Here is a 22,718-nt window from a genome sequence, read left to right on the forward strand (position 1 = left end):
CCTTGCGGCTGCCGGGCACGCTCCCGGCAGCCTGGACGAGCATCGAGGCGGGAACGGCCTCCCCTGCTGGAAAGACCGGGGCGCATAGCTCCGGGCGTGCAGCTCGGGCACGCAGCCCGGAGCACATAGCCCAAGGTACACGGGCCGGTTCGACCCGCCACCTCGCTCAGGCGGGGACGATCAGGGAATCTCGGCCAGCAGCTTCTCCCATTCCTTGTTTTCCTTCTTCGAAACGCCGCCGAGCAGCTCGATGGCCTGGCGCAGACGGAAGCGGGTCAGGTCGGCGCCGAGGATTTCCATGGCATCCAGCACCGACACCGAACTGGCCTGGCCGGTGATCGCCGGGAAGATCAGCGGCATGGCATCGCGCAGCTTGTAGCCGAGGTGCTCGCTGGTCTTCTGGATGATCGCGGTGATGTTGTCCTTGTTCCACTGGCGCAAAGCTTCCAGCTTCCAGAGAATCAGTTGCAGCAATTGGCGGACCTGTTCGGGCGAGAGTTTCTTGTGCTCGAACAAGCGGGCGTCCAGCGGTACGCCGCCGGCGAAGAAGAAGCTGGCCAGCGGGGCGATCTGGCTGAAGATTTCCACCCGGCTCTGCACGTGCGGGGCGATCTTCATCAGGTATTCGGGATTGAATGCCCACTTGCCAACCTCGGCGGCGAATGCCTCGACCGGCAATTCGCGCAGCCACTGGCCGTTCAGCCAGGAAAGCTTCTCCATGTCGAAGATCGGCCCGCCGAGGGAGACGCGCTGGATGTCGAAGTGCTCGATCATTTCCGCCAGGGTGAACTTCTCGCGCTCGTCGGGCATCGACCAGCCCATGCGACCCAGGTAGTTGAGCATCGCCTCGGGTAAAAAGCCCATACGTTGGTAGAAGGTGATCGAGGTGGGGTTCTTGCGCTTGGACAGCTTGCTCTTGTCCGGATTGCGCAACAGCGGCATGTACACCAACTTGGGCTGCTCCCAGCCGAAGTACTCGTAGAGCTTGATCAGCTTGGGCGCCGAGGGCAGCCACTCCTCGCCGCGCAGCACGTGGGTGATGCCCATCAGGTGGTCGTCGACCACGTTGGCGAGGAAGTAGGTGGGCAGGCCGTCGGCCTTCATCAGCACCTGCATGTCCATGCGGTCCCAGGGAATCTCCACGTCGCCGCGCAGCAGGTCCGGCACCGTGCAGACGCCTTCGCTCGGCACCTTCATGCGCACCACGTGGGACTCGCCAGCGGCGATGCGGCGCTGCGCCTCCTCCACGGCGACGTGCATGCAGTGGCCGTCGTAGCGCGGGGTTTCCTTGTTGGCCATCTGCCGCGCGCGCACCTCGTCGAGTCGCTCGGCGCTGCAGAAACAGGGGAAGGCATGGCCCTTGGCGACCAGTTCGTCCGAATACTTTTTATAGATCTCGCCGCGCTCGCTCTGCCGGTAAGGCCCGTGCGGACCGCCGACGTCCGGGCCCTCGTCCCATTCGATGCCCAGCCAGCGCAGGGCGTCATAGATCTGCTGCTCCGATTCGCGGGTCGAGCGCAACTGGTCGGTATCCTCGATGCGCAGGATGAACTGACCGCCGTGCTGGCGGGCGAAGCACAGGTTGAACAGGGCGATATAGGCGGTGCCGACGTGCGGATCGCCGGTGGGCGACGGCGCGATGCGGGTGCGGACGGTAGTCATGCGGGCTCCCGGACAGAGGGACGGACAAAAATATGAAGGGCGCGAATGTTAGCAGGCGCGCAGCCGGCGGCTCCAGCAAGTCCGTATCAGACCTGCAGCCGCCGCTCGCGCAGCGCCTGGATCTCGTCGCGCAGCCGCGCCGCGGCCTCGAACTCCAGATCGCGGGCCAAGGCGTACATCTTCTCCTCGAGCTGACCGATGCGCTTGTCGATCTCGCTCGGCGAGCGCAGTTCGGCGGCGTACTGGCCGCTCTCCTCCGCCGCCCTGGCCACCCGCCTACGACCGCGCGCACCGGGCACCACGGCGCCTTCGAGGATGTCCTGGATGTCCTTCTTGACGCCCTTGGGCACGATGCCGTGGGTTTCGTTGAAGGCGATCTGCTTAGCCCGGCGCCGCTCGGTCTCGTCGATGGCGCGCCGCATCGAGCCGGTGATGCTGTCGGCGTAGAGGATCGCCTTGCCGTTGAGGTTGCGCGCGGCGCGGCCAATGGTCTGGATCAGCGAGCGTTCGCTGCGCAGAAAACCTTCCTTGTCCGCGTCAAGAATCGTCACCAGCGACACTTCGGGCATATCCAGCCCCTCGCGCAGCAAGTTGATGCCTACCAGCACGTCGAAAGCACCGCTGCGCAGGTCGCGGATGATCTCCACGCGCTCGACGGTGTCGATGTCCGAGTGCAGGTAACGCACCCGCACGTCGTGGTCGCCGAGGTAATCGGTGAGGTCCTCGGCCATGCGCTTGGTCAGGGTGGTGACCAGCACGCGCTCCTCGACGGCGACGCGCTTGCGGATCTCGGGGAGCAGGTCGTCCACCTGGGTCAGCGCCGGGCGCACCTCCAGCTCGGGATCGACCAGTCCCGTGGGCCGCACCACCTGTTCGATCACCCGCCCCGAATGCTCGGCCTCGTAGGGGCCGGGGGTCGCCGAGACGAAGATGGTCTGCGGGGCGATGCGCTCCCATTCGTCGAAGCGCATCGGCCGGTTGTCCAGTGCCGAGGGCAGGCGGAAGCCGTACTCCACCAGGGTCTCCTTGCGCGAGCGGTCGCCCTTGTACATGGCGCCAACCTGCGGGACGGTGACGTGGGATTCGTCGATCACCATCAGCGCGTTGTCCGGCAGGTAGTCGTAGAGGGTCGGCGGTGGCAGCCCCGGCGCGCGCCCCGAGAGGTAACGGGAGTAGTTCTCGATGCCATTGCAGTAGCCCAGTTCGAGGATCATCTCCAGGTCGAAGCGGGTACGCTGTTCCAGGCGCTGCGCCTCCACCAGCTTGCCGCGTTCGCGCAGGTGCTCCAGGCGCTCCTTGAGTTCGGCCTTGATCTGCTCCACCGCTTCCAGCAGCGTCTCGCGCGGGGTGACGTAGTGGCTCTTGGGGTAGAAAGTGAAGCGTGGCAGTTTGCGGATCACCTCGCCGGTCAAGGGATCGAAGGCGGCCAGACTCTCCACCTCGTCGTCGAACAGCTCGATGCGGATCGCCTCTAGCTCGGATTCGGCGGGGAAGACGTCGATCACGTCGCCGCGCACGCGGAAAGTGGCGCGGGCGAAGTCCAGGTCGTTGCGGGTGTACTGCAAGTCGGCCAGGCGGCGCAGCAGGGCGCGCTGGTCGAGTCTGTCGCCGCGGTCGATGTGCAGCACCATCTTCAGGTAGCTGGCCGGATCGCCCAGGCCGTAGATCGACGACACGGTGGCGACGATGATCGCGTCCGGCCGCTCCATCAACGCTTTGGTCGCCGACAGGCGCATCTGCTCGATGTGGTCGTTGATCGAGGCGTCCTTCTCGATATACGTGTCGGAAGACGGCACATAGGCTTCCGGCTGGTAGTAGTCGTAGTAGGAAACGAAGTATTCGACCGCGTTGTGCGGAAAGAAGCTCTTGAACTCGCCGTAAAGCTGCGCCGCCAGGGTCTTGTTGGGCGCCAGCACCAGGGTCGGACGCTGTACCCTGGCGATCACGTTGGCGATGCTGAAGGTCTTGCCGGAGCCGGTCACCCCGAGCAGGGTCTGGTGCGACAGGCCGGCCTCCAGCCCCTCGACCATCTGGCCGATGGCATCGGGCTGGTCGCCAGCGGGCTGGAAACGGGTCACCAGTTGGAATTCGGACATGGGAACCTCTCTCGACGGGGCCGGCGGGCGATTTCGCCGGGAAACTGCATGTGGCCCGGATGCGCCTGACGGGAGTATTCGAGCGCCGGCCGGCGGGGCCATCTTCGACATATGGTTGACACAAAAGCCTGGAACAGCATATCGCAGGCAGCAAGCCTGGCCGCTATACTAACGCCCCGATTCTGCACGCCCCCGCGCCTACCGTCGCCCACCTCCGGTCGATGGCCCGTTCGCCTGCGTGGAGGTAGCAGTAGCCCGGCTTTCCACTCTCTTCTTTTTTCTTCGAGCACCTCGACCATGAGCCTGTTCTCTGCCGTAGAAATGGCACCGCGTGACCCGATCCTTGGCCTCACCGAAGCATTCAATGCCGATATCCGTCCGACCAAGGTCAACCTCGGCGTCGGCGTCTACTACAACGAAGAGGGTCGAATTCCCCTGCTGCGCGCCGTCGAGGAAGCCGAAAAGGCTCGCATCGCCGCCCATGCACCGCGTGGCTACCTGCCGATCGAGGGCATCGGCGCCTACGACCAGGCGGTGCAGAGGCTGCTGTTCGGCGACGACTCCGCCCTGCTCGCCGACGGCCGTGTGGTCACCGCTCAGGCGCTGGGCGGCACCGGCGCGCTGAAGGTCGGCGCCGACTTCCTCAAGCGCCTGCTGCCGGATGCCGTGGTCGCCATCAGCGACCCGAGCTGGGAGAACCACCGCGCCCTGTTCGAGTCCGCCGGCTTTCGCGTGCAGAGCTACCGCTACTACGACGCCGCCGGCCATGGCCTGAACCGCGCCGGCATGCTCGAAGACATTCGGGCCCTGCCGGCCGGCTCCATCGTGCTGCTGCACGCCTGCTGCCACAACCCGACCGGCGTCGATCTGTCCATCGATGACTGGAAGCAGGTGCTGGAGGCGATCCGCGAACGCGGCCATGTCCCCTTCCTCGACATCGCCTATCAGGGCTTCGGCGACGGCATCGAGGAAGATGCCGCGGCGGTTCGCCTGTTCGCCGGCTCGGACCTGCAATTCTTCGTCTCCAGTTCCTTCTCCAAGTCCTTTTCTCTCTACGGCGAGCGGGTCGGCGCCTTGTCCATCGTCGCCTCCTCGAAGGACGAGGCGGTTCGCGTGCTGTCGCAGATCAAGCGGGTGATCCGCACCAACTATTCGAACCCGCCGACCCACGGCGCCAGCGTGGTGTCCAGCGTGCTCAACAGTCTGGAACTGCGCGCCCTGTGGGAAAGCGAACTGGCTGAGATGCGCGGTCGCATCCAGAGCATGCGCCAGACCATGGTCGAGCAACTGGCCGCCCAGGGCGCCAAGCGCGACTTCTCCTTCGTCGCCCGGCAGCGCGGTATGTTCTCCTACTCCGGTCTCAGCATCGCGCAAGTGGAACGACTGCGCACCGAGTTCGGCATCTACGCCGTCGCCAGCGGCCGCATCTGCGTCGCCGCTCTGAACCAACGCAACATCGCCAGCGTCACCCAAGCCATCGCTCAGGTACTCTGATCCGGCACGTCCGGCGCGCTCTCCAGGCGAGAGCCGCCAGGGCGAGCGAACGGCGACGCGAAAAAGCAGAAAGGCCTGATCTCGCAATCAGGCCTTTCTTCGATCTGGCTCCGCGACCTGGACTCGAACCAGGGACCCAGTGATTAACAGTCACTTGCTCTACCGACTGAGCTATCGCGGAATGACGGTGCGTATCCTACTGATAGTGAAAGAAAAGTCAACTCTTCCCAAAACCGGCGGCAGGCTCCTGGAGACGAATCGCAGCCGACCGTTCCGCTCACGAAAAGGCCGGTCGCAAGACCGGCCCGACTGCAAAACCAGGATCAGTTGACGCTCAAGCGATCGCGGTTCTTATCCAGTATCGCAGTACCGATTCCCTTGACCTCCAGCAGTTCGTCGACCGATGCGAAAGGCCCGTGGGCCTGACGATAATCGACGATGGCCTGGGCCTTGGCGGGGCCGATTCCCAGCAGATCGCGCTCGAGTGTTGCCGCATCGGCAGCATTGAGATCGACCTTGACCGTGGCAACCGGCTGGGCAGGCTGGACCGCGGCGGGCTTGGCCGCCACGGTCTTGGGCGCCTCCGCAGCCGAGGCGGCGACGGAAACGCTGGCCAGCAGAGCCAACAGGAGGGTGAAAAACGGGTTCTTGCGCATAGGTGCACTCCTTGTATCGTTCGGCGCGGGGCTCCATGACCACGCGACGTCACGATAAGCGGACACCTCGGGCAAACCGAACGGCCAGATCGTGAAATCCGCAACGACTGCACAGAACCGGCGAATCGACGCCGGACTTTTGTGGACGGCCCGGCACGCTCGGCACACCATCTATTCCAGCTTCTTGCGGATCCAGTACAGGTAGGTTCCGCTTTCCTCCCCCTGGCCGAGCAGCTCATGGCCGAGAAAGATGCAGAACTTGGGGATGTCGCGGCAGGTCGAGGGATCGGTGGCGATCACCTTGAGCAGGCCGCCGGCCGCCAGGTCACGGACCTTGTTGTGCAATAGCATCACCGGCTCGGGGCAGTTGAGGTCTGTGGCGTCGAGAACGGCGTCGACGGCCAGGTTGAGGAGATCGGGCTGGGACATGGCTAACTCCAGAAAACCGGTGGGGAAATTGTGGCCGAAGCAGCGGTCCGGGTCACGCCGGGACCGGTAGCCGACACAGATGACAGGTCACCTCTTCGCGATCGTGGTAGAGCTGGCGGCAGGCGACGGATACCTTGACGCCCCGTGCGTTCAGGCCATCGCGGATGCGCTCGAGCAAACGGCGCACCTCGGTATGGCGCTGTTTCATCGGCAGCTTGAGATTGACTACCGCCTCACGGCAGAGGCCCTCGCCGAGCCAGGTCTCGATCAGGGCGGCCGTGCGGGCGGGCTTCTCGACGATGTCGCAGACCATCCAGTCGACCGGCCGGCGCGGGCGGAAGACGAAACCATCGGCACGAACGTGCTCGACCAGTCCGGAATCCATCAGGCTCTGCGCCATCGGCCCGTTATCCACGGCAATCACTTTCATATGGCGGTTGACCAGTTGCCAGGTCCAACCACCGGGCGCGGCGCCGAGGTCCACGGCGCTCATCCCCGGCGCGAGACGCAGATCCCAGGCCTCGCGTGGAATGAACTGGTGCCAGGCCTCCTCCAGCTTAAGGGTCGAACGGCTCGGCGCCTCGCGGGGAAACTTCAGGCGCGGGATACCCATCGGCCAGGCTGCCGAGTTGTCCGGCTCGGCCAGGCCGAGGAAAACCTCGCGGCCGCTCCTGAAGGTCAGCAATAGACGCGGCCGGCGCGCATCGTCCAGCAATCTGCCAGCCTTGCCCAGCGCCTTGCGCAGCGGCACCTCGAACTTGCGGCAGAAGGTCGACAGCTCCTTGCCCTCGTTGCTATCGAGCACCTCCAGCCAGAGGCTGCCGCAGACCGGGTAAGCGGCCAGGTGCTCGAGCAGGACGCCGATGCGCTCGCTCTCGGGTAGCTCGACGAAAGCGCCACGCGCCCACTGGCGGGGAAAGACCAGCCCGGCGAAACGCAGCTCGCGCATCAGTCGCTCGGCGCCGCCCGGCTCGCTGCAGACGAATTCGGCATGGGCGCTGTTCGGCTTGGCCCTGGCATAGCCGGCCACGTTCAGGCGTCCGGCGTGCTCGCCGATCTCGGCGCAGACTTCGCCTTCGAAACCGGGACGGCAATGCAACAACAGGCTGTTCATGGTCGGCATTTTTCCTCGAGAAATCCGATCGCCCTCAGGGCCGCGCATGATAGCCAATTCGGCGGCAGCGAAGCTTCCCGGCAATCCGTTCGACTGGCGAGTCCCACCCGGCGGAACTAGTTTGGAACATTAGCCCAGCAAGAAGCCTGTCCTGCCGAACACTCCCGGAGAACCCCAATGCCCTCCCTGGATAGCCTGAACTGTCGCCGTAGCCTCGATATAGATGGCCAGACCTATCACTACTTCAGCCTGCCGGAGGCGGCGAAGCACCTGGGCGATATCGATCGCCTGCCGATTTCGCTCAAGGTACTGCTGGAAAACCTGCTGCGCTGGGAGGACGGCGTCAGCGTGCGCGCCGACGACCTCGACGCCCTGGCCGGCTGGCTCGAGACGCGCGGTTCCACCCGGGAGATTGCCTTCCGCCCGGCGCGGGTATTGATGCAGGACTTCACCGGGGTGCCCGCAGTGGTCGACCTGGCTGCCATGCGCGACGCGGTGGCCCGGGCCGGCGCCGACCCGCAGCGGATCAATCCACTGTCCTCGGTCGATCTGGTGATCGACCATTCGGTGATGGTCGACCACTTCGCCGACCCGAGCGCTTTCGCCGACAACGTCGCCCTGGAGATGGAGCGCAACGGCGAGCGCTATGCCTTCCTGCGCTGGGGGCAACAGGCCTTCGCCAATTTCCGCGTGGTGCCGCCGGGTACCGGCATCTGCCATCAAGTCAATCTGGAATACCTCGCCCAGGTGGCCTGGACCCGCGAGCAAGACGGGGAGCTATGGGTCTACCCGGACACCCTGGTCGGTACCGACTCGCACACCACCATGATCAACGGTCTCGGCGTGCTCGGCTGGGGTGTCGGCGGAATCGAGGCGGAGGCGGCGATGCTCGGCCAGCCGGTGTCGATGCTGATCCCCGAGGTGGTCGGCTTCCGTCTCAACGGCCAGTTGAATGAAGGCGTGACTGCCACCGATCTGGTGCTCACCGTCACGCAGATCCTGCGCAAGCAAGGGGTGGTCGGCAGGTTCGTCGAATTCTATGGTCCCGGTCTGGCCAACCTGCCACTGGCCGACCGGGCCACCATCGCCAACATGGCCCCGGAATACGGCGCCACCTGCGGTTTCTTCCCGGTCGACCGGGTGACCCTCGATTATCTGCGCCTGAGCGGTCGCGACGAGCGGCGCATCGCCTTGGTGGAAGCCTACTGCAAGGCTCAAGGCCTATGGCACGACGCCGAGGCCCCAGAGCCCACCTTCACAACCACCCTGGCGCTAGACCTGGGCGAGGTCCGTCCGTCCCTGGCCGGTCCCAAGCGTCCCCAGGACCGAGTTGCCCTGGAAGACATCGGTGCCCAGTTCGACCTGCTGCTGGACCTCGCCGGGCGCAAGGCCGAACTCAACCGTGCCTTTCCGGTCGACGACGGTACCTGCGACTTGCACCATGGGGACGTGGTGATCGCCGCGATCACTTCCTGCACCAACACATCCAACCCCAGCGTACTGATGGCCGCCGGGCTGCTCGCCAAGAAGGCCGTTGAGCGCGGTCTCAAGCGTCAACCCTGGGTGAAAAGCTCGCTGGCGCCCGGCTCCAAGGTGGTCACCGACTATCTGGCAAAGGCCGGTCTCACGCCCTATCTCGACCAACTCGGCTTCAACCTGGTCGGCTACGGCTGTACCACCTGCATCGGCAATTCCGGCCCCTTGCCGGAGCCCATCGGTCAAACGATCACCGACAACGATCTGCTCGTTTCCTCGGTGCTGTCCGGCAACCGCAACTTCGAAGGCCGTGTGCACCCGCAGGTCAAGGCCAATTGGCTGGCCTCACCGCCGCTGGTGGTGGCCTTTGCCCTCGCCGGTACCACACGCATCGATCTGGCCCGCGAGCCGCTCGGCTTCGATACCCAGGGCCAGCCTGTCCATCTGCGCGACATCTGGCCGAGCAGCGAGGAAATCGCTGCGGCAGTCGGTCAGATCGACAGCGAGATGTTCCGCAGGCGCTACGCCGATGTATTCAGCGGCGATGCCGCCTGGCAGGCCATTCCGGTCGGGACCGGAGATACCTATCACTGGGATACCCGATCCACCTATGTGCGCAATCCGCCTTTCTTCGAAGATATCGCCCAACCCCCGGCGTCTCCCCGAGATATCGAGAACGCTCGCATCCTGGCGTTGTTCGGCGACTCAATCACCACCGATCACATCTCTCCGGCCGGCAGCATCAAGCCCAGCTCCCCGGCCGGGCTTTACCTTCAGCAGCTCGGCGTGCAGCCAGCAGACTTCAATTCCTATGGTTCGCGGCGCGGCAACCACGAAGTCATGATGCGCGGCACCTTCGCCAACATCCGCATCAGAAACGAACTGCTGGGAGGCGAGGAAGGCGGTAATACCCTGCACCAACCGAGCGGGAAAAAACTGTCCATCTACGATGCGGCTATGCGCTACCAAGCCGAGGGCGTACCGCTGGTGGTGATCGCCGGCAAGGAATACGGCACCGGGTCCAGCCGCGACTGGGCAGCCAAGGGTACCAAGCTGCTCGGTGTGCAAGCGGTGATCGCCGAGAGTTTCGAGCGCATTCACCGCTCCAACCTGATTGGCATGGGCGTACTGGCGCTGCAGTTCAGCGACGGACATACACGCCAGAGTCTGGGCCTGGACGGCACGGAAAGACTGAGCATCCGCGATCTGTCCGGGAACCGGTTGAAACCACGCCAATCGCTCACGGTGGAAGTCGAGCGCCGAGATGGATCGCGGATCGACTTTCCGGTGCTATGCCGCATCGACACGGCCAACGAAATCGAATACTTCAAAGCCGGCGGCATTCTGCAATACGTACTGCGGCATCTGATCGCAGGATCACCGACCTAGAAGCGCCAGACAGGTCTCCCTTTCAGAGGGGTAGTCGGCTGCACTTCCGTTTCGAAAGCGCTCAGGTAGAAGCCCTGTACCGGTTGCCCATGCGTCCCGCTAAAGGCCACGCCTTCCCATTGCGGATAGGACGCCCATTGCCGGTCGGCACCTGCACCGAGCAGGTCGATATTGACGAACCCGACACTCTTGAAGTGCTTGACGGGATTTTCGCTCAGGGCCATGCGCCCTCCTTCCGCCGCGACCGTATTGAACAATAACCAGCAGCAAGCCAGCCCCGTAACGCACACGACACAGCGTACCTTCTTCTTCCTGAGGATTGCATGCCAATCCATAGCGCCTCCTGAACATCGTATTGTTTTGCATATCGCCCGACTAAATCAGGCAACAGCGAATCCGTTCTGCTATTCCGGCGGGCAAAAAGCATTGCTCAATGCCCCCACAAGAAACAATCGCAATGCTGGACACGTACTTTACAAAGTGTCCGTCAGCCCCGGATCAACTCCGCCACCTCTAAAAGCGACCCAGGCAACGGCACGACTTTCATATTTTTTTGCAATCCCGTGCAACTTGGCGCTGGAACAAGAGTCTCATATAGCGAGGAGTGGGAATATGGCCTCCATTCCATTTGTTATTCCAAAGCATACATGCAACGAACGTCCTGCCCTCATAACATGATTGCAATACAATCCGTTTCCTTTTCGCCTCGCTGCCGTCAAAGGCCGGTCATTCCGAGGGTCCGTCCTGGCTCCCCGGTAAGCTCGTGATCGCACGCGGCAAAGCCATCCACCGCATCCCAAAAGCCTGCTTGGCGCTCGGTTTCGCCAGGCAACAATCGTCATGGCAAAATGATACGAGGCATGGACGTGCGGATATAAGATAATTCGTATCCGCCAGATTAGAACCAATTGGTCGTCAACATGCCAGCAAACAACATCATCTCCTCCACTATGTCCACGCCGGCTTTACCGAGCCGAGCCAGACACGCGGAGAAAAGCTCCTTGCACAGCAAATCGCCCAAGCGGAACGATACCTCCAATTGAAAGTGATAGCCAGTTTGTCTTCAGATATGGCAAATAGCCACTTTAAACTGGAGACTCAAGGAAGCAATATGCCACTGATATCGGCAATATAAAACAGTAGCAAAAAGATATCAGACGAACCCGCCGACGGATTGCAGAAAGCCTGCAACGATATCCGAAGCGGAATCGAGGTGACGCTCTTGGGTGAAGCCTGAAGCCTTGAGTGGCTTCAGGTCATGGTCAGCGGCTTCCAACCAATGGAGGCGTATCGCGGGCGACAGGGAATATTCCCTCACCCTGTCCCGTTTGCCCAGGGCGTCACGTTCTCCCTGAATGATCAAGGTCGGCGTCCCGAGTCCGGCTAGATGAGCCGTTCTCGGCCTATCCGGCCTGCCTGCAGGGTAAAAAGGGTAACCCAGACAGACGAGAGCCCAGGCTTGCAACTCATCTGCCAGCAGGCTTGCCATACGCCCGCCCATCGACTTGCCGCCGATCGCCAAAGGCCCGGATACCTCCCGGCGCAACCGGGAGTACACTTCACGCCAACAATCCAACAAGCGCGCCTGCGGATCGGGAGGACGCCTGCCACCGCCCGACCGCCGCTCCGTCATGTAGGGAAACTCGAAACGCACTACGGAAATCCCGCGAACGGCGAGACGCTCGGCTATGCCCGCCATGAACCCGCTATCCATCGGAGCGCTGGCGCCGTGCGCCAGAATCAGGCAGGCATGCGACTCGGCGGGCGGCGGACCACTCCACAGCCACCGCCCCATCCCATTAGCGTCTTGCGGGCATTGATCTACGTCAATACAGACACTTTGCCCATTCACCATCCTTTCCCCGCTTTAACAACGCCCAATTTTCTCGTGAAGCTTGAACATGACACGTAGCCCGCCACAGAGGGGCAGAGCCCCCTCGAAGTGCGACCTGGCACCACGCCATGGATCGCTCGACCTTCTGATTGGAGCCCAGCTACCTAAATTTTCTGAAATAGTTTTGAGACAGTGCCGCATTGGCCTGTCCTTCCCGGAGCGAGCATCTCGGCCAAGCCTGCCCGTAAACAGGGTCGAATCTTTTACTGGACCTCTTTGAACACAGATCACGACGGCTCGTGCATTGCCATGGTTTTCCCCATCGAGCATGGTCGCCGCTGTTTTTTCATTTCCAAAAACCTCCATTAACCGTGGAAACCTTAAGCATGAGCACAGCATTAAGTCAGACTGCTTATAACTATAAGGTGGTCCGCCAGTTCGCCATCATGACGGTGATCTGGGGGGTCATCGGAATGGCACTTGGGGTCCTCATCGCCGCACAGCTGGTGTGGCCGGAACTGAACCTGAACCTGCCATGGACCAGCTTCGGCCGCCTGCGACCGCTGCATACCAATGCGGTAATTTTCGCTTTCGGTGGCTGCGCCCTGTTCGCCACCTCGTACTACGTGGTGCAACGCACTTGCCATACGCGTCTGATCTCCGACAGTCTGGCCACTTTCACTTTCTGGGGATGGCAGGCCGTGATCGTGCTGGCCATCATTACCTTGCCGCTGGGCGTGACCACCAGCAAGGAATACGCCGAACTCGAGTGGCCGATCGATATCCTGATCGCCGTGGTCTGGGTCACCTATGCGGTGGTTTTCTTCGGCACCGTCATCAAGCGCAAGACCAAGCACATCTATGTAGGCAACTGGTTCTACGGAGCGTTTATTCTCGTCACCGCCATGTTGCATATCGTCAACAACATGGAGCTTCCGGTTTCCTGGTTCAAGTCCTATTCCCTCTATTCCGGCGCTACCGATGCCATGGTCCAGTGGTGGTACGGCCACAACGCCGTAGGCTTCTTCCTGACCACCGGCTTCCTCGGCATGATGTATTACTTCGTGCCCAAGCAGGCCGAGCGTCCGGTCTATTCCTATCGTCTTTCCATCGTCCACTTCTGGGCCCTGATCACTCTCTACATCTGGGCCGGCCCGCACCATTTGCACTACACCGCGCTGCCGGACTGGGCGCAATCGCTCGGCATGGTGATGTCGGTCATTCTGCTGGCCCCAAGTTGGGGCGGCATGATCAACGGCATGATGACCCTGTCCGGCGCCTGGCATAAGCTGCGCAACGACCCAATCCTGCGTTTCCTGGTGGTCTCCTTGGCCTTCTACGGCATGTCCACCTTCGAAGGCCCGATGATGGCCATCAAGACTGTCAACGCCCTGTCCCACTACACCGACTGGACCATCGGCCACGTCCATGCCGGGGCCCTCGGCTGGGTCGCCATGGTGTCCATCGGCTCGCTTTACCACCTGATCCCGAAAGTCTTCGGGCGCGAGCAAATGTACAGCGTCAACCTGATCAACGCGCACTTCTGGCTGGCGACCATCGGTACCGTGCTGTACATCGCCTCCATGTGGGTCAACGGCATCACCCAGGGCCTGATGTGGCGCGCGGTGAACCAGGACGGCACCCTGACGTACTCCTTCGTCGAAGCACTCGAGGCCAGCCATCCGGGCTTCATCGTACGGATGATCGGTGGTGCCTTCTTCGTCGTCGGCATGTTGCTGATGGCCTACAACACCTGGCGTACCGTGCGTGTCGCCAAGTCGACTGAATACGAAGCTGCCGCCCGAATCGTCGAGGTTGCCCACTGATGAAGCACGAAACACTCGAAAAGAACATTGGCCTGCTGGGTCTGTTCATGGTCGCCGCCGTCAGCATCGGTGGGCTGACCCAGATCGTTCCGCTGTTTTTCCAGGACGTCGTCAACGAGCCGGTAGAAGGCATGAAGCCTTACACCGCCCTGCAATTGGAAGGGCGCGATATCTATATCAAGGAGGGCTGCGTCAGTTGTCACTCGCAGATGGTTCGCCCGTTCCGCGCCGAAACCGAACGTTATGGTCACTACTCGGTTGCCGGCGAGAGCGTCTGGGACCATCCGTTCCTCTGGGGCTCCAAGCGTACCGGTCCCGATCTGGCCCGCGTAGGTGGCCGCTACTCCGACGACTGGCATCGCGCGCACCTCTACAACCCGCGCAACGTGGTGCCGGAATCGAAGATGCCCGCCTATCCCTGGCTGGTAGAGAACAAGCTGACCGGCGAGAAGACCGCCGACAAGATGGAAGCCATGCGCACCCTCGGCGTGCCCTATTCCGACGAAGACATCGCCGGTGCCCGGGCATCGGTCAAGGGCAAGACCGAAATGGATGCCCTGGTGGCCTATCTCCAGATTCTCGGCACCTCCATCAAAACCAAACGGTAACGCATCATGGATATCGGGACTCTTCGCGGACTGGGCACCGCCTTGGTGTTGATCGCTTTCGTGGGAATGCTGACCTGGGTTTTCAGCAGCAAACGCAAAAAGAGCTTCGACGAAGCAGCCAACCTGCCCTTCGCCGACGAGCCCGAATCCGGGAAGCATGACGATAAAGCTTCTAGGAGCAAGAACGAATGACTTCATTCTGGAGTTCGTACATCACTCTACTTACCGTCGGAACCCTCGTTGCCGTTACCTGGTTGCTCTTTGCGACCCGCAAAGGCGAACGCAAGGGCACCACCGACCAGACCATGGGACACGCCTTCGACGGGATCGAGGAGTATGACAATCCGTTGCCCAAGTGGTGGTTCTGGCTGTTCCTCGGTACCGTGATCTTCGCGGTCGGCTACCTGGCCCTCTATCCGGGTCTGGGTAACTGGAAAGGCGTACTGCCGGGCTACAAGGAAGGCTGGACCGGCGTCAATCAATATCAGAAGGAAATGGCCAAGGCCGACGAGCAATATGGTCCGCTGTTCCAGAAATACGCCGCCATGCCGATCGAGGAAGTAGCCAAGCAGGAACAAGCCTTGAAGATGGGGGGACGCATCTTTGCCTCCAACTGTTCCGTGTGCCATGGCTCCGATGCCAAGGGCGCCTACGGCTTCCCCAACCTGACGGACAACGACTGGCTGTATGGCGGTGACCCGGAAACCATCAAGACTACCGTCATGGAGGGTCGCAAGGCTGCCATGCCGGCATGGAAAGACGTGATTGGCGAGGAAGGTATCAAGAACACTGCAGCCTACGTGCGCAGCCTGTCCAATCTCAAGGTCCCGGAAGGCGTGAAAGTCGACTTGGCCGAAGGCCAGAAGATCTTCCAGACCAACTGTGTGGTTTGCCATGGGCCTGAGGGCAAAGGAGTCCATGCCATGGGTGCTCCCAACTTGACCGACCGCGTATGGCTCTACGGCTCCAGCTTCGCCCAGGTTCAGCAGACCCTGCGCCATGGACGCAACGGCAACATGCCGGCCCACAAGGACTTTCTGGGCAACGACAAGGCACACTTGGTAGCCGCCTACGTGTATAGCCTGTCGAACAAAGCCACGGAGAAATGATCGCCTGCAGGTGCGACTTGCAGTCGCACCTGCATCCGAGACTCGCCAGGCCTACAATCTACCAGAAGGTAAACCGTTACCGGTCGCCCTCATACCGGCCGAGTCACCTTCCAACGCCGTGGTAAGCATTGATGAGCGAGCAAAGCCCCGCCCGAGACGTCACTGCAGAGGACAAAGGCAGCGACAGCGTCGATCTCTATGTCCAACGTGAAAAAATCTATACCCGTGCCTTCACCGGCCTATACCGCAACCTGCGACGTACCGGTGGTCTGGCGCTCTTCATTCTTTTTTTCGGGACCGTCTGGCTGAACTGGAACGGTCGCCAAGCCGTCTGGTGGGACCTGCCGGAACGCAAGTTCTACATCTTCGGCGCCACATTCTGGCCGCAGGACTTCATGCTCCTGTCCTGGCTACTCATCATTTGTGCCTTCGGCCTGTTCTTCGTCACCGTCTTCGCCGGACGCATCTGGTGTGGTTATACCTGCCCGCAAAGCGTTTTCACCTGGGTCTACATGTGGGCGGAAAAGGTCACCGAAGGGGACCGTAACCAGCGCATGAAGCTGGACAAGGCCCCACTGAGCGCACAGAAACTTTTGCGCAAAGTGGCCAAGCACGGCATCTGGCTGGGAGTCGCCCTGCTCACCGCAATCACCTTCGTCGGCTACTTCACCCCCATCCGCCAGTTGCTGCCCGATTTGCTGAGTCTCGATATCGAAGGCTGGGCCCTGTTCTGGATTGCCTTCTTCACCCTGGCTACTTACGGCAACGCCGGTTTCCTCCGGGAGCAGGTGTGCATCCACATGTGCCCCTATGCCCGTTTCCAGAGCGTGATGTTCGACAAGGACACACTGATCGTCTCTTATGATCCGAACCGTGGCGAGCAGCGCGGCCCGCGCAAGAAAAACATCGACTACAAAGCCAAGGGCCTGGGCGACTGCATCGACTGCACCATGTGCGTCCAGGTTTGTCCCACTGGAATCGATATCCGTGATGGCCTGCAGTTCGAGTGCATTGGCTGTGCTGCCTGTATCGATGCCTGCGACTCCATCATGGCAAAGATGAATTATCCGAAAGGCCTGATCGGCTACACGACCGAGCACAGGCTGTCCGGCGACAAGACCCGCCTGCTGCGCCCACGCCTGATCGGCTATGCCGTCGCGCTGATCGCCATGACAAGCGTGTTCGGATACGCCGTTTCCAATCGCTCGCTGGTCGAACTGGATGTGCTGAAGGATCGGGTGCTCTATCGCGAAAACAACGACGGCCGCATCGAGAACGTCTATATCCTGAAAGTGATGAACAAGGCCCAGCGCGACCTCACCTTCTTGATCGACGCCAAGGGCCTCGACGGTCTCATCTATGAAGGCCTGCGCGAAGTGCGGGCCAGCGCCGGAGAAATTCTGTCGATCCCGGTGGAACTGTCCATCGATCCGGACAAGCTGCCCTCGAGCACCAACGACGTCGTTTTCCGGATACGGTCCGCCGACGACCCGAGCATTCACCAAGACGCCGACAGTCGCTTCATAGGTCCCAGTGTCCGCTAGCCAGGGTAACGCATGCATCCGACAAACAGTGAAACCAGCCGCTGGTACAAGCAGTTCTGGGCTTGGTTCGTCATCGCTATCCTCCTCTGCTCGGTGGTGCTGGGCACCAGCCTGCTGGTGATTTCCATCCGCGAGGCGGACAGCTTGGTGGTAGACAACTACTATGATGCCGGCAAGGGAATCAACACCTCGCTGGAGCGAGAGCACCTCGCTCGTCGCCTGGGCGTGCAGGCCCGGCTCGAACTCCATGAGGAGGATGGTATCGCCGAGATTCGGCTGACCGGCAACAGCCACCCCCAGCAACTAGTGCTCAACCTGATCTCGCCGACCCAGGAGGAAAAGGACCGCCGTATCGTGCTGCAACCGCAGACCGGTGACCTCTATCGGGGCCAGATGCAGGATGCGGTGCAAGGACGCCGCTTCGTCGAGATCCTCGGCCGGGAAGGCGAAAAGGATTGGCGTCTGTTCGAGGAGAAAACCCTCGAAACCGGCGTCGCCCTCGAACTGGGCGATTGAAAGAAGTCAACGGCGGGTCCTGCCGTCGCCCCACCCAGGCGTCAATAATCCATCTCGCATTCGGCACCCTCCATGGCCACTCTCACCCCCTGCTACCACTGTGGCCTGCCAGTCCCCGCCGGCAGCCACTTCCAGGCTCGCGTACTGGACGAGTCCCGTGCGATGTGTTGCCCGGGTTGCCAAGCCGTTGCCGAAACGATCGTCGCCAGCGGCCTGGAGAGCTATTACAAACACCGCAGTGAAAATGCCGCCAACCCCGAGGCGTTACCTCAGGCGCTGGGCGAGGAGCTGGCACTCTATGATCGCCCCGATGTACAGCAGCCCTTCGTCGGGCACGATGGTGAGCTGAGCACTGCCTGCCTGTTGATCGAAGGCGTCAGTTGCGCCGCCTGCGGTTGGCTCATCGAGAAACACCTGCGCAGCCTGGACGGCGTGGCCGATGCCAGTCTCAATTTGTCGAACCACCGCCTGCACGTGCAGTGGGATGCCTGCCGGCTACCACTGAGTCGCCTGCTCGAAGCGCTGCGCCAGATCGGCTATGCCGCCCACCCTTATCAGCCGGACCGGGCCGCCGAGCAACTGGCCCGGGAAAATCGTCGCGCCTTGAGGCAGATGGGTGTCGCCGGCCTGCTGTGGTTCCAGGTAATGATGGCCACTATGGCCACCTGGCCGGAATTCAACCTTGACCTCTCAATGGGGATGGACAAGATCCTTCGCTGGGTCAGCCTGATCCTCACCACGCCGATCGTCTTCTATAGCAGCAGCGACTTCTTCAGAGGCGCCTGGCGCGACCTGCGCACGCGCCACCTGACCATGGACGTCTCCGTCACCCTAGCGATCGGCGGCGCCTATGTGGCCGGTATCTGGGCGACCCTGACCGGCCAGGGAGAACTCTATTTCGACGCAGCCGGCATGTTCGCCCTGTTCCTTCTCGCCGGACGCTTTCTCGAGCGCCGTGCCCGCGAACGTACCGCCGCGGCCACGGCTCAACTGGTCAACCTGCTACCTCCTTCCTGCCTGCGCCTCGATAACAAAGGACGCAGCGAACGTGTTCTGCTCCGGGAACTCAGGCAGGGCGATCTCGTGCTGGTACAGCCGGGTAGCCAGCTACCGGCCGACGGCCGTGTCGTCGCAGGGCAATCCAGTATCGACGAATCGCTGCTGACCGGCGAATACCTGCCACAACCCCGTGCTCCGGGTGATGCCGTCACCGCGGGAACCCTGAACGTGGAAAGCCCGTTGACCGTCGAAGTCCAAGCCTTGGGCGACGACACTCGTCTCTCTTCGATCGTGCGCCTGCTCGAACGCGCCCAGGCCGACAAGCCCCGACTCGCCGAACTGGCCGATCGAGTGGCACAGTGGTTTTTGCTCGCCATGCTAGGCCTAGCCATGGCGGTAGGCCTGATCTGGTGGCAGATCGATCCGGAGCGAGCGTTTTGGGTCGTGCTCGCCCTGCTCGTCGCCACCTGCCCCTGCGCCTTGTCACTGGCCACCCCCACAGCTCTCACCGCGGCCACCGGCGCCCTGCACCGGCAAGGCCTGCTACTGACCCGCGGGCATGTGCTGGAAGGTCTGAACGGCATAGACACGGTGATCTTCGACAAGACCGGCACCCTCACCGAAGGACGTCTTGCCCTGAGCGCCGTGCATCCTTTGGGCGAACTGGACAGCGATGCTTGCCTGGCGCTAGCCGCTGCTCTGGAGAGCCGCTCCGAGCATCCGATCGCCCGTGCCTTCGGCCGTGCACCACAGGCTGCCGAGCGGGTCGATGTCATTCCCGGGCAGGGACTGGAGGGAGTCGTCCAGGGGCGGCTGCTACGCATCGGCCAACCCACCTTCGTCGCCGCGCTCCAGGGCCAAGCGGCTCTGCCGATTCCCGGCGAACGGGGCCAATGGCTGCTGCTGGGCGACAGGCAGGGACCACTGGCCTGGCTAGTACTCGACGACCGCCTGCGCGAAGACGCCGCTACTCTGCTCGCAGCCTGTCGCGCGCGTGGCTGGCGTACCCTGCTGCTCTCCGGCGACAGCTCGCCAATGGTTGCCGAGGTCGCCGGACAACTGGGCATCGAAGATGCCTGCGGCGGCCTGACCCCGAACGACAAACTCGCCGTGCTCAGGCAATTGCATGCCGAAGGGCATCGCGTCCTGATGCTCGGCGACGGGGTGAACGATGTTCCGGTGCTGGCTGGCGCGGATATCAGCGTGGCGATGGGCTCGGCCACCGACTTGGCGAAGACCTGCGCCGATGCCGTTCTATTGTCCAACCGGCTGGAGGCTCTGGTACGGGCCTTCGACCTCGCACACCGGACGCGCCGCATCATCATCGAGAACCTGACTTGGGCCGGCCTGTACAATGGCCTGATTCTACCCTTTGCCGCACTCGGCTGGATCACCCCGCTCTGGGCCGCGATCGGAATGTCGCTGAGCTCCCTCCTGGTGGTCCTGAACGCCTTGCGGCTGACCCGCGGCTCCTGAGCCGCCAGTACAGCGGGAGCACGACATGGCTGCGCTCTATGTGATGATTCCGGTCGCGGTGATAGTGGTCGCCCTGGCCATCTGGCTGCTTTTCTGGGCCGTCGACAACGGCCAGTACGACGACCTCGACAGCCCGGCTCATACTATCCTTTTCGACGATGAAGACCCCTCGCACAAGGCCGGTCTGGCCGAGGCGGAGCGTACGGCCAGGTCCCCTGGACAGGACGAGGACACCCCTCGTGTCTGAGTTGATTCCGTTGCTCTTCTCAGCCACGATCCTGGGCCTGCTCGGTGGAGGGCATTGCCTGGGCATGTGCGGCGGTCTGATGGGAGCGCTGACGCTGGCGATCCCCCCCGAGCAACGGGGCCGTCGCCTGCGCTTACTGCTCGCCTACAACCTTGGGCGAATCCTTAGCTATGCCGCTGCCGGCCTGCTGATCGGCCTGGGCGGTTGGGCCTTGGCCAACAGTCCGGCAGCCCTGGCTCTACGCCTAGTTGCGGCCCTGCTGTTGATCGTCATGGGTTTTTATCTGGCCGGCTGGTGGAGCGGGCTAACCCGTATCGAAGCCCTCGGCCAGCGACTCTGGCGACATCTCCAGCCGGTCGCCTCCCGCCTGTTGCCGATCGACAGCCTGCCCCGTGCACTGCTGCTCGGCACAGTATGGGGCTGGCTGCCCTGCGGACTGGTTTACAGTACCCTGCTCTGGGCAGCGAGCCAGGGTAATGCCCTGGATAGCACCCTGCTGATGCTTGCCTTCGGCCTCGGTACTTGGCCGATGCTACTCGCCACCGGATTGGCGACCGAGCGCCTGACCGCCTGGCTTCGCCAGAAGCATGTACGCATCGCCAGCGGCCTGCTGGTGATCCTGTTCGGTTTCTGGACCCTTCCCGGTCCGCACCAGACATGGCTAACAGGACATCAGGGACATGCCGCACATCGGACGAGCTCCACGACCAACACGGCCTGTCGGTCCGGTAGCGGTGACCACCAGACCCGGTTGATACAAATCAAGATGCTTTCCGAGAGCGTTCTTTTAGACTTCCCCCACAGCCTGCCCATACCGGAATCCCCCCTATGCCCGCTCCGATCAAATGGGATACCAACCTGATCCGTCGCTACGATCAGGCGGGTCCGCGCTACACCTCATACCCTACGGCAGTGCAGTTCCAGCCTGGCGTGGGCTCCTTCAAGCTGCTCAACGCATTGCGCGAAAGCCGCCAAGCCAAGCGTCCGCTGTCGATCTACATACACATTCCGTTCTGCGCCCACGTCTGCTACTACTGCGCCTGCAACAAGGTCATCACCAAGGATCGCGGCCGTGCCCAGCCTTACCTCGAACGGCTGGAGAAGGAAATCGACATCGTCAGCCGCCACCTTTCGCCGCAACAACAAGTCGAGCAACTGCACCTGGGCGGCGGCACACCGACCTTCCTCAGCCACGGCGAACTGCAGCGTTTGATGGAATTTCTGCGTCAACGCTTCAGCTTCGCCGAAAAAGTCGACTTCAGCATCGAGATCGACCCTCGGGAAGCGGACTGGTCGACCATGGGGCTGCTCCGCGAGTTGGGCTTCAACCGCATCAGCCTCGGCGTGCAGGATCTCGATCCCGGCGTCCAGCGCGCCGTGAACCGCCTGCAGAGCTTGGAGGAAACCAGCGCCATCATCGAAGCGGCGCGGACCCTGGAGTTCCGCTCGATCAATGTCGATCTCATCTATGGCCTGCCCAAGCAGACACCAGAAACCTTCACCCGTACCGTCGAAGAAATCATCGCCCTGCAACCCGATCGATTGTCGGTGTTCAACTATGCCCACCTGCCGGAACGCTTTAAACCACAGCGGCGAATCAGCGCCACCGAACTGCCGGCACCGGCCGATAAACTGACCATGCTGCACAACAGCATCGAACAACTCTCGGCTGCCGGCTATCAGTACATCGGCATGGATCATTTCGCCCTGCCGGACGACGAATTGTCCATCGCCCAGGAAGACGGCAAGCTGCAACGCAACTTCCAGGGCTACACCACACACGGCCATTGCGACCTGATCGGCCTGGGTGTTTCGTCCATCAGCCAGATCGGCGACCTCTATAGCCAGAACGAGAGCGACATCGACGCCTACCAGAGCCGCCTCGACAACGATCAGTTGCCGACCGCCCGTGGCCTGCAATGCAACACCGACGACCGGATTCGCCGCGCGGCCATCCAGAAACTCATATGCGATTTCCAATTGGACTTCGCCAGCCTGGAACAACGGTTCGGTATCGTTTTTTGCGACTACTTCGCCGATATCTGGCCTCAGCTACAGAGCATGACCCACGACGGGCTCATCGCCCTATCCCCTCAAGGCATCGAAGTGCTACCGGCTGGACGCCTGCTCGTTCGTTCGATCTGCATGCTTTTCGACTATTATCTGGTCGAACACAATCGCCAGCGCTTCTCCCGTATCATCTGAACCGCAACACACTGGAAAACCATCCGGGTTTTCCGGTG

The 22,718-nt window shown here is 62.1% G+C and carries 18 protein-coding genes, 1 tRNA gene and 1 pseudogene; 12 read left to right on the top strand and 8 right to left on the bottom strand.

What is annotated here, in order from left to right; all coding sequences use genetic code 11:
• Nucleotides 1–180: 180 nt before the first annotated feature.
• Both gltX and uvrB read right to left on the bottom strand, forming a co-directional pair.
• A complete protein-coding gene (gene gltX, locus ACGI6K_RS13075; protein ID WP_376946982.1) occupies nucleotides 181–1,662 on the bottom strand; it encodes a glutamate--tRNA ligase in 1,482 nt (493 codons plus the stop codon).
• A gap of 86 nt (nucleotides 1,663–1,748) precedes the next feature.
• Complete coding sequence (gene uvrB, locus ACGI6K_RS13080) at nucleotides 1,749–3,758, bottom strand: excinuclease ABC subunit UvrB (protein WP_376946984.1); 2,010 nt, start codon at nucleotides 3,756–3,758, stop codon at nucleotides 1,749–1,751.
• Nucleotides 3,759–4,055: 297 nt separating this feature from the next.
• On the opposite strand from uvrB, the gene ACGI6K_RS13085 reads away from it, so the two are divergent.
• Nucleotides 4,056–5,252, top strand: coding sequence for an amino acid aminotransferase (locus ACGI6K_RS13085; RefSeq protein ID WP_376946986.1), 1,197 nt, complete (start codon nucleotides 4,056–4,058; stop codon nucleotides 5,250–5,252).
• A 105-nt stretch (nucleotides 5,253–5,357) separates the two neighbouring features.
• Here the strand turns inward: ACGI6K_RS13085 and ACGI6K_RS13090 are convergent.
• The 4 genes from ACGI6K_RS13090 to rlmM form a co-directional block, all read right to left on the bottom strand.
• Nucleotides 5,358–5,433, bottom strand: a tRNA-Asn gene (locus tag ACGI6K_RS13090).
• Between the two features lie 142 nt (nucleotides 5,434–5,575).
• Nucleotides 5,576–5,908, bottom strand: coding sequence for a ComEA family DNA-binding protein (locus ACGI6K_RS13095; protein ID WP_376946988.1), 333 nt, complete (start codon nucleotides 5,906–5,908; stop codon nucleotides 5,576–5,578).
• Between the two features lie 171 nt (nucleotides 5,909–6,079).
• On the bottom strand, nucleotides 6,080–6,337 hold the full coding sequence (tusA, locus tag ACGI6K_RS13100; protein ID WP_376946990.1) for a sulfurtransferase TusA: 258 nt from the start codon (nucleotides 6,335–6,337) through the stop codon (nucleotides 6,080–6,082).
• A 52-nt stretch (nucleotides 6,338–6,389) separates the two neighbouring features.
• Nucleotides 6,390–7,451, bottom strand: coding sequence for a 23S rRNA (cytidine(2498)-2'-O)-methyltransferase RlmM (rlmM, locus tag ACGI6K_RS13105; RefSeq protein WP_376946992.1), 1,062 nt, complete (start codon nucleotides 7,449–7,451; stop codon nucleotides 6,390–6,392).
• A gap of 177 nt (nucleotides 7,452–7,628) precedes the next feature.
• Here rlmM and acnA point away from each other — a divergent pair, with 177 nt between their 5' ends.
• Nucleotides 7,629–10,316: an aconitate hydratase AcnA gene (acnA, locus tag ACGI6K_RS13110; RefSeq protein ID WP_376946994.1), complete on the top strand. Its 2,688-nt coding sequence runs from the start codon at nucleotides 7,629–7,631 to the stop codon at nucleotides 10,314–10,316.
• Here acnA and ACGI6K_RS13115 read toward each other — a convergent pair.
• Both ACGI6K_RS13115 and ACGI6K_RS13120 read right to left on the bottom strand, forming a co-directional pair.
• Nucleotides 10,313–10,540: a hypothetical protein gene (locus ACGI6K_RS13115; protein WP_376946996.1), complete on the bottom strand. Its 228-nt coding sequence runs from the start codon at nucleotides 10,538–10,540 to the stop codon at nucleotides 10,313–10,315. The two genes, acnA and ACGI6K_RS13115, sit on opposite strands and share 4 nt — an antisense overlap.
• 929 nt (nucleotides 10,541–11,469) lie before the next feature.
• Nucleotides 11,470–12,171: an alpha/beta family hydrolase gene (locus tag ACGI6K_RS13120; protein ID WP_376946998.1), complete on the bottom strand. Its 702-nt coding sequence runs from the start codon at nucleotides 12,169–12,171 to the stop codon at nucleotides 11,470–11,472.
• 365 nt (nucleotides 12,172–12,536) lie between these two features.
• Between ACGI6K_RS13120 and ccoN the strand changes: the two genes are divergently transcribed.
• The 10 genes and pseudogenes from ccoN to hemN all read left to right on the top strand — a co-directional run bounded on the left by ccoN (nucleotide 12,537) and on the right by hemN (nucleotide 22,680).
• Nucleotides 12,537–13,976 (top strand): cytochrome-c oxidase, cbb3-type subunit I, encoded by a 1,440-nt coding sequence (gene ccoN, locus ACGI6K_RS13125; RefSeq protein ID WP_376947000.1) that lies wholly within the window; start codon nucleotides 12,537–12,539, stop codon nucleotides 13,974–13,976.
• Nucleotides 13,976–14,584, top strand: a complete 609-nt coding sequence (ccoO, locus tag ACGI6K_RS13130) for a cytochrome-c oxidase, cbb3-type subunit II (protein WP_012700616.1) — start codon at nucleotides 13,976–13,978, stop codon at nucleotides 14,582–14,584. Before ccoN ends, ccoO begins: the two co-directional genes overlap by 1 nt.
• 6 nt (nucleotides 14,585–14,590) lie before the next feature.
• Nucleotides 14,591–14,776 (top strand): cbb3-type cytochrome oxidase subunit 3, encoded by a 186-nt coding sequence (locus ACGI6K_RS13135; RefSeq protein WP_376947002.1) that lies wholly within the window; start codon nucleotides 14,591–14,593, stop codon nucleotides 14,774–14,776.
• A complete protein-coding gene (gene ccoP, locus ACGI6K_RS13140) occupies nucleotides 14,773–15,693 on the top strand; it encodes a cytochrome-c oxidase, cbb3-type subunit III (RefSeq protein WP_376947004.1) in 921 nt (306 codons plus the stop codon). The genes ACGI6K_RS13135 and ccoP overlap by 4 nt, the downstream gene beginning before the upstream one ends.
• A gap of 131 nt (nucleotides 15,694–15,824) precedes the next feature.
• Nucleotides 15,825–17,237: a cytochrome c oxidase accessory protein CcoG gene (gene ccoG, locus ACGI6K_RS13145; RefSeq protein WP_376947006.1), complete on the top strand. Its 1,413-nt coding sequence runs from the start codon at nucleotides 15,825–15,827 to the stop codon at nucleotides 17,235–17,237.
• Between the two features lie 12 nt (nucleotides 17,238–17,249).
• Nucleotides 17,250–17,753, top strand: a complete 504-nt coding sequence (locus tag ACGI6K_RS13150; protein ID WP_376947008.1) for a FixH family protein — start codon at nucleotides 17,250–17,252, stop codon at nucleotides 17,751–17,753.
• A gap of 72 nt (nucleotides 17,754–17,825) precedes the next feature.
• Nucleotides 17,826–20,228 carry a heavy metal translocating P-type ATPase gene (locus ACGI6K_RS13155; protein ID WP_376947010.1) on the top strand — a complete coding sequence of 801 codons (2,403 nt, stop codon included), beginning with the start codon at nucleotides 17,826–17,828 and terminating at the stop codon, nucleotides 20,226–20,228.
• Nucleotides 20,229–20,253: 25 nt separating this feature from the next.
• Nucleotides 20,254–20,475 carry a cbb3-type cytochrome oxidase assembly protein CcoS gene (gene ccoS / locus ACGI6K_RS13160; RefSeq protein WP_376947012.1) on the top strand — a complete coding sequence of 74 codons (222 nt, stop codon included), beginning with the start codon at nucleotides 20,254–20,256 and terminating at the stop codon, nucleotides 20,473–20,475.
• Nucleotides 20,468–21,148: pseudogene (locus ACGI6K_RS13165) on the top strand (sulfite exporter TauE/SafE family protein); the annotation flags it as partial. The gene ccoS and the pseudogene ACGI6K_RS13165, both read left to right, overlap by 8 nt.
• Before the next feature lie 155 nt (nucleotides 21,149–21,303).
• Nucleotides 21,304–22,680 (top strand): oxygen-independent coproporphyrinogen III oxidase, encoded by a 1,377-nt coding sequence (gene hemN / locus ACGI6K_RS13170; protein ID WP_376947014.1) that lies wholly within the window; start codon nucleotides 21,304–21,306, stop codon nucleotides 22,678–22,680.
• Nucleotides 22,681–22,718 lie beyond the last annotated feature (38 nt).

Source organism: Azorhizophilus paspali, assembly GCF_043587585.2.
In the GTDB taxonomy this organism is placed as follows: domain Bacteria; phylum Pseudomonadota; class Gammaproteobacteria; order Pseudomonadales; family Pseudomonadaceae; genus Azotobacter; species Azotobacter paspali.

Coding starts and splice junctions, on each gene's coding strand:
- gltX (WP_376946982.1), bottom strand. CDS start 1,662: ATGACTACCGTCCGCACCCGCATCGCGCCGTCGCCCACCGGCGATCCG.
- uvrB (WP_376946984.1), bottom strand. CDS start 3,758: ATGTCCGAATTCCAACTGGTGACCCGTTTCCAGCCCGCTGGCGACCAG.
- ACGI6K_RS13085 (WP_376946986.1), top strand. CDS start 4,056: ATGAGCCTGTTCTCTGCCGTAGAAATGGCACCGCGTGACCCGATCCTT.
- ACGI6K_RS13095 (WP_376946988.1), bottom strand. CDS start 5,908: ATGCGCAAGAACCCGTTTTTCACCCTCCTGTTGGCTCTGCTGGCCAGC.
- tusA (WP_376946990.1), bottom strand. CDS start 6,337: ATGTCCCAGCCCGATCTCCTCAACCTGGCCGTCGACGCCGTTCTCGAC.
- rlmM (WP_376946992.1), bottom strand. CDS start 7,451: ATGAACAGCCTGTTGTTGCATTGCCGTCCCGGTTTCGAAGGCGAAGTC.
- acnA (WP_376946994.1), top strand. CDS start 7,629: ATGCCCTCCCTGGATAGCCTGAACTGTCGCCGTAGCCTCGATATAGAT.
- ACGI6K_RS13115 (WP_376946996.1), bottom strand. CDS start 10,540: ATGGCCCTGAGCGAAAATCCCGTCAAGCACTTCAAGAGTGTCGGGTTC.
- ACGI6K_RS13120 (WP_376946998.1), bottom strand. CDS start 12,171: ATGGTGAATGGGCAAAGTGTCTGTATTGACGTAGATCAATGCCCGCAA.
- ccoN (WP_376947000.1), top strand. CDS start 12,537: ATGAGCACAGCATTAAGTCAGACTGCTTATAACTATAAGGTGGTCCGC.
- ccoO (WP_012700616.1), top strand. CDS start 13,976: ATGAAGCACGAAACACTCGAAAAGAACATTGGCCTGCTGGGTCTGTTC.
- ACGI6K_RS13135 (WP_376947002.1), top strand. CDS start 14,591: ATGGATATCGGGACTCTTCGCGGACTGGGCACCGCCTTGGTGTTGATC.
- ccoP (WP_376947004.1), top strand. CDS start 14,773: ATGACTTCATTCTGGAGTTCGTACATCACTCTACTTACCGTCGGAACC.
- ccoG (WP_376947006.1), top strand. CDS start 15,825: ATGAGCGAGCAAAGCCCCGCCCGAGACGTCACTGCAGAGGACAAAGGC.
- ACGI6K_RS13150 (WP_376947008.1), top strand. CDS start 17,250: ATGCATCCGACAAACAGTGAAACCAGCCGCTGGTACAAGCAGTTCTGG.
- ACGI6K_RS13155 (WP_376947010.1), top strand. CDS start 17,826: ATGGCCACTCTCACCCCCTGCTACCACTGTGGCCTGCCAGTCCCCGCC.
- ccoS (WP_376947012.1), top strand. CDS start 20,254: ATGGCTGCGCTCTATGTGATGATTCCGGTCGCGGTGATAGTGGTCGCC.
- hemN (WP_376947014.1), top strand. CDS start 21,304: ATGCCCGCTCCGATCAAATGGGATACCAACCTGATCCGTCGCTACGAT.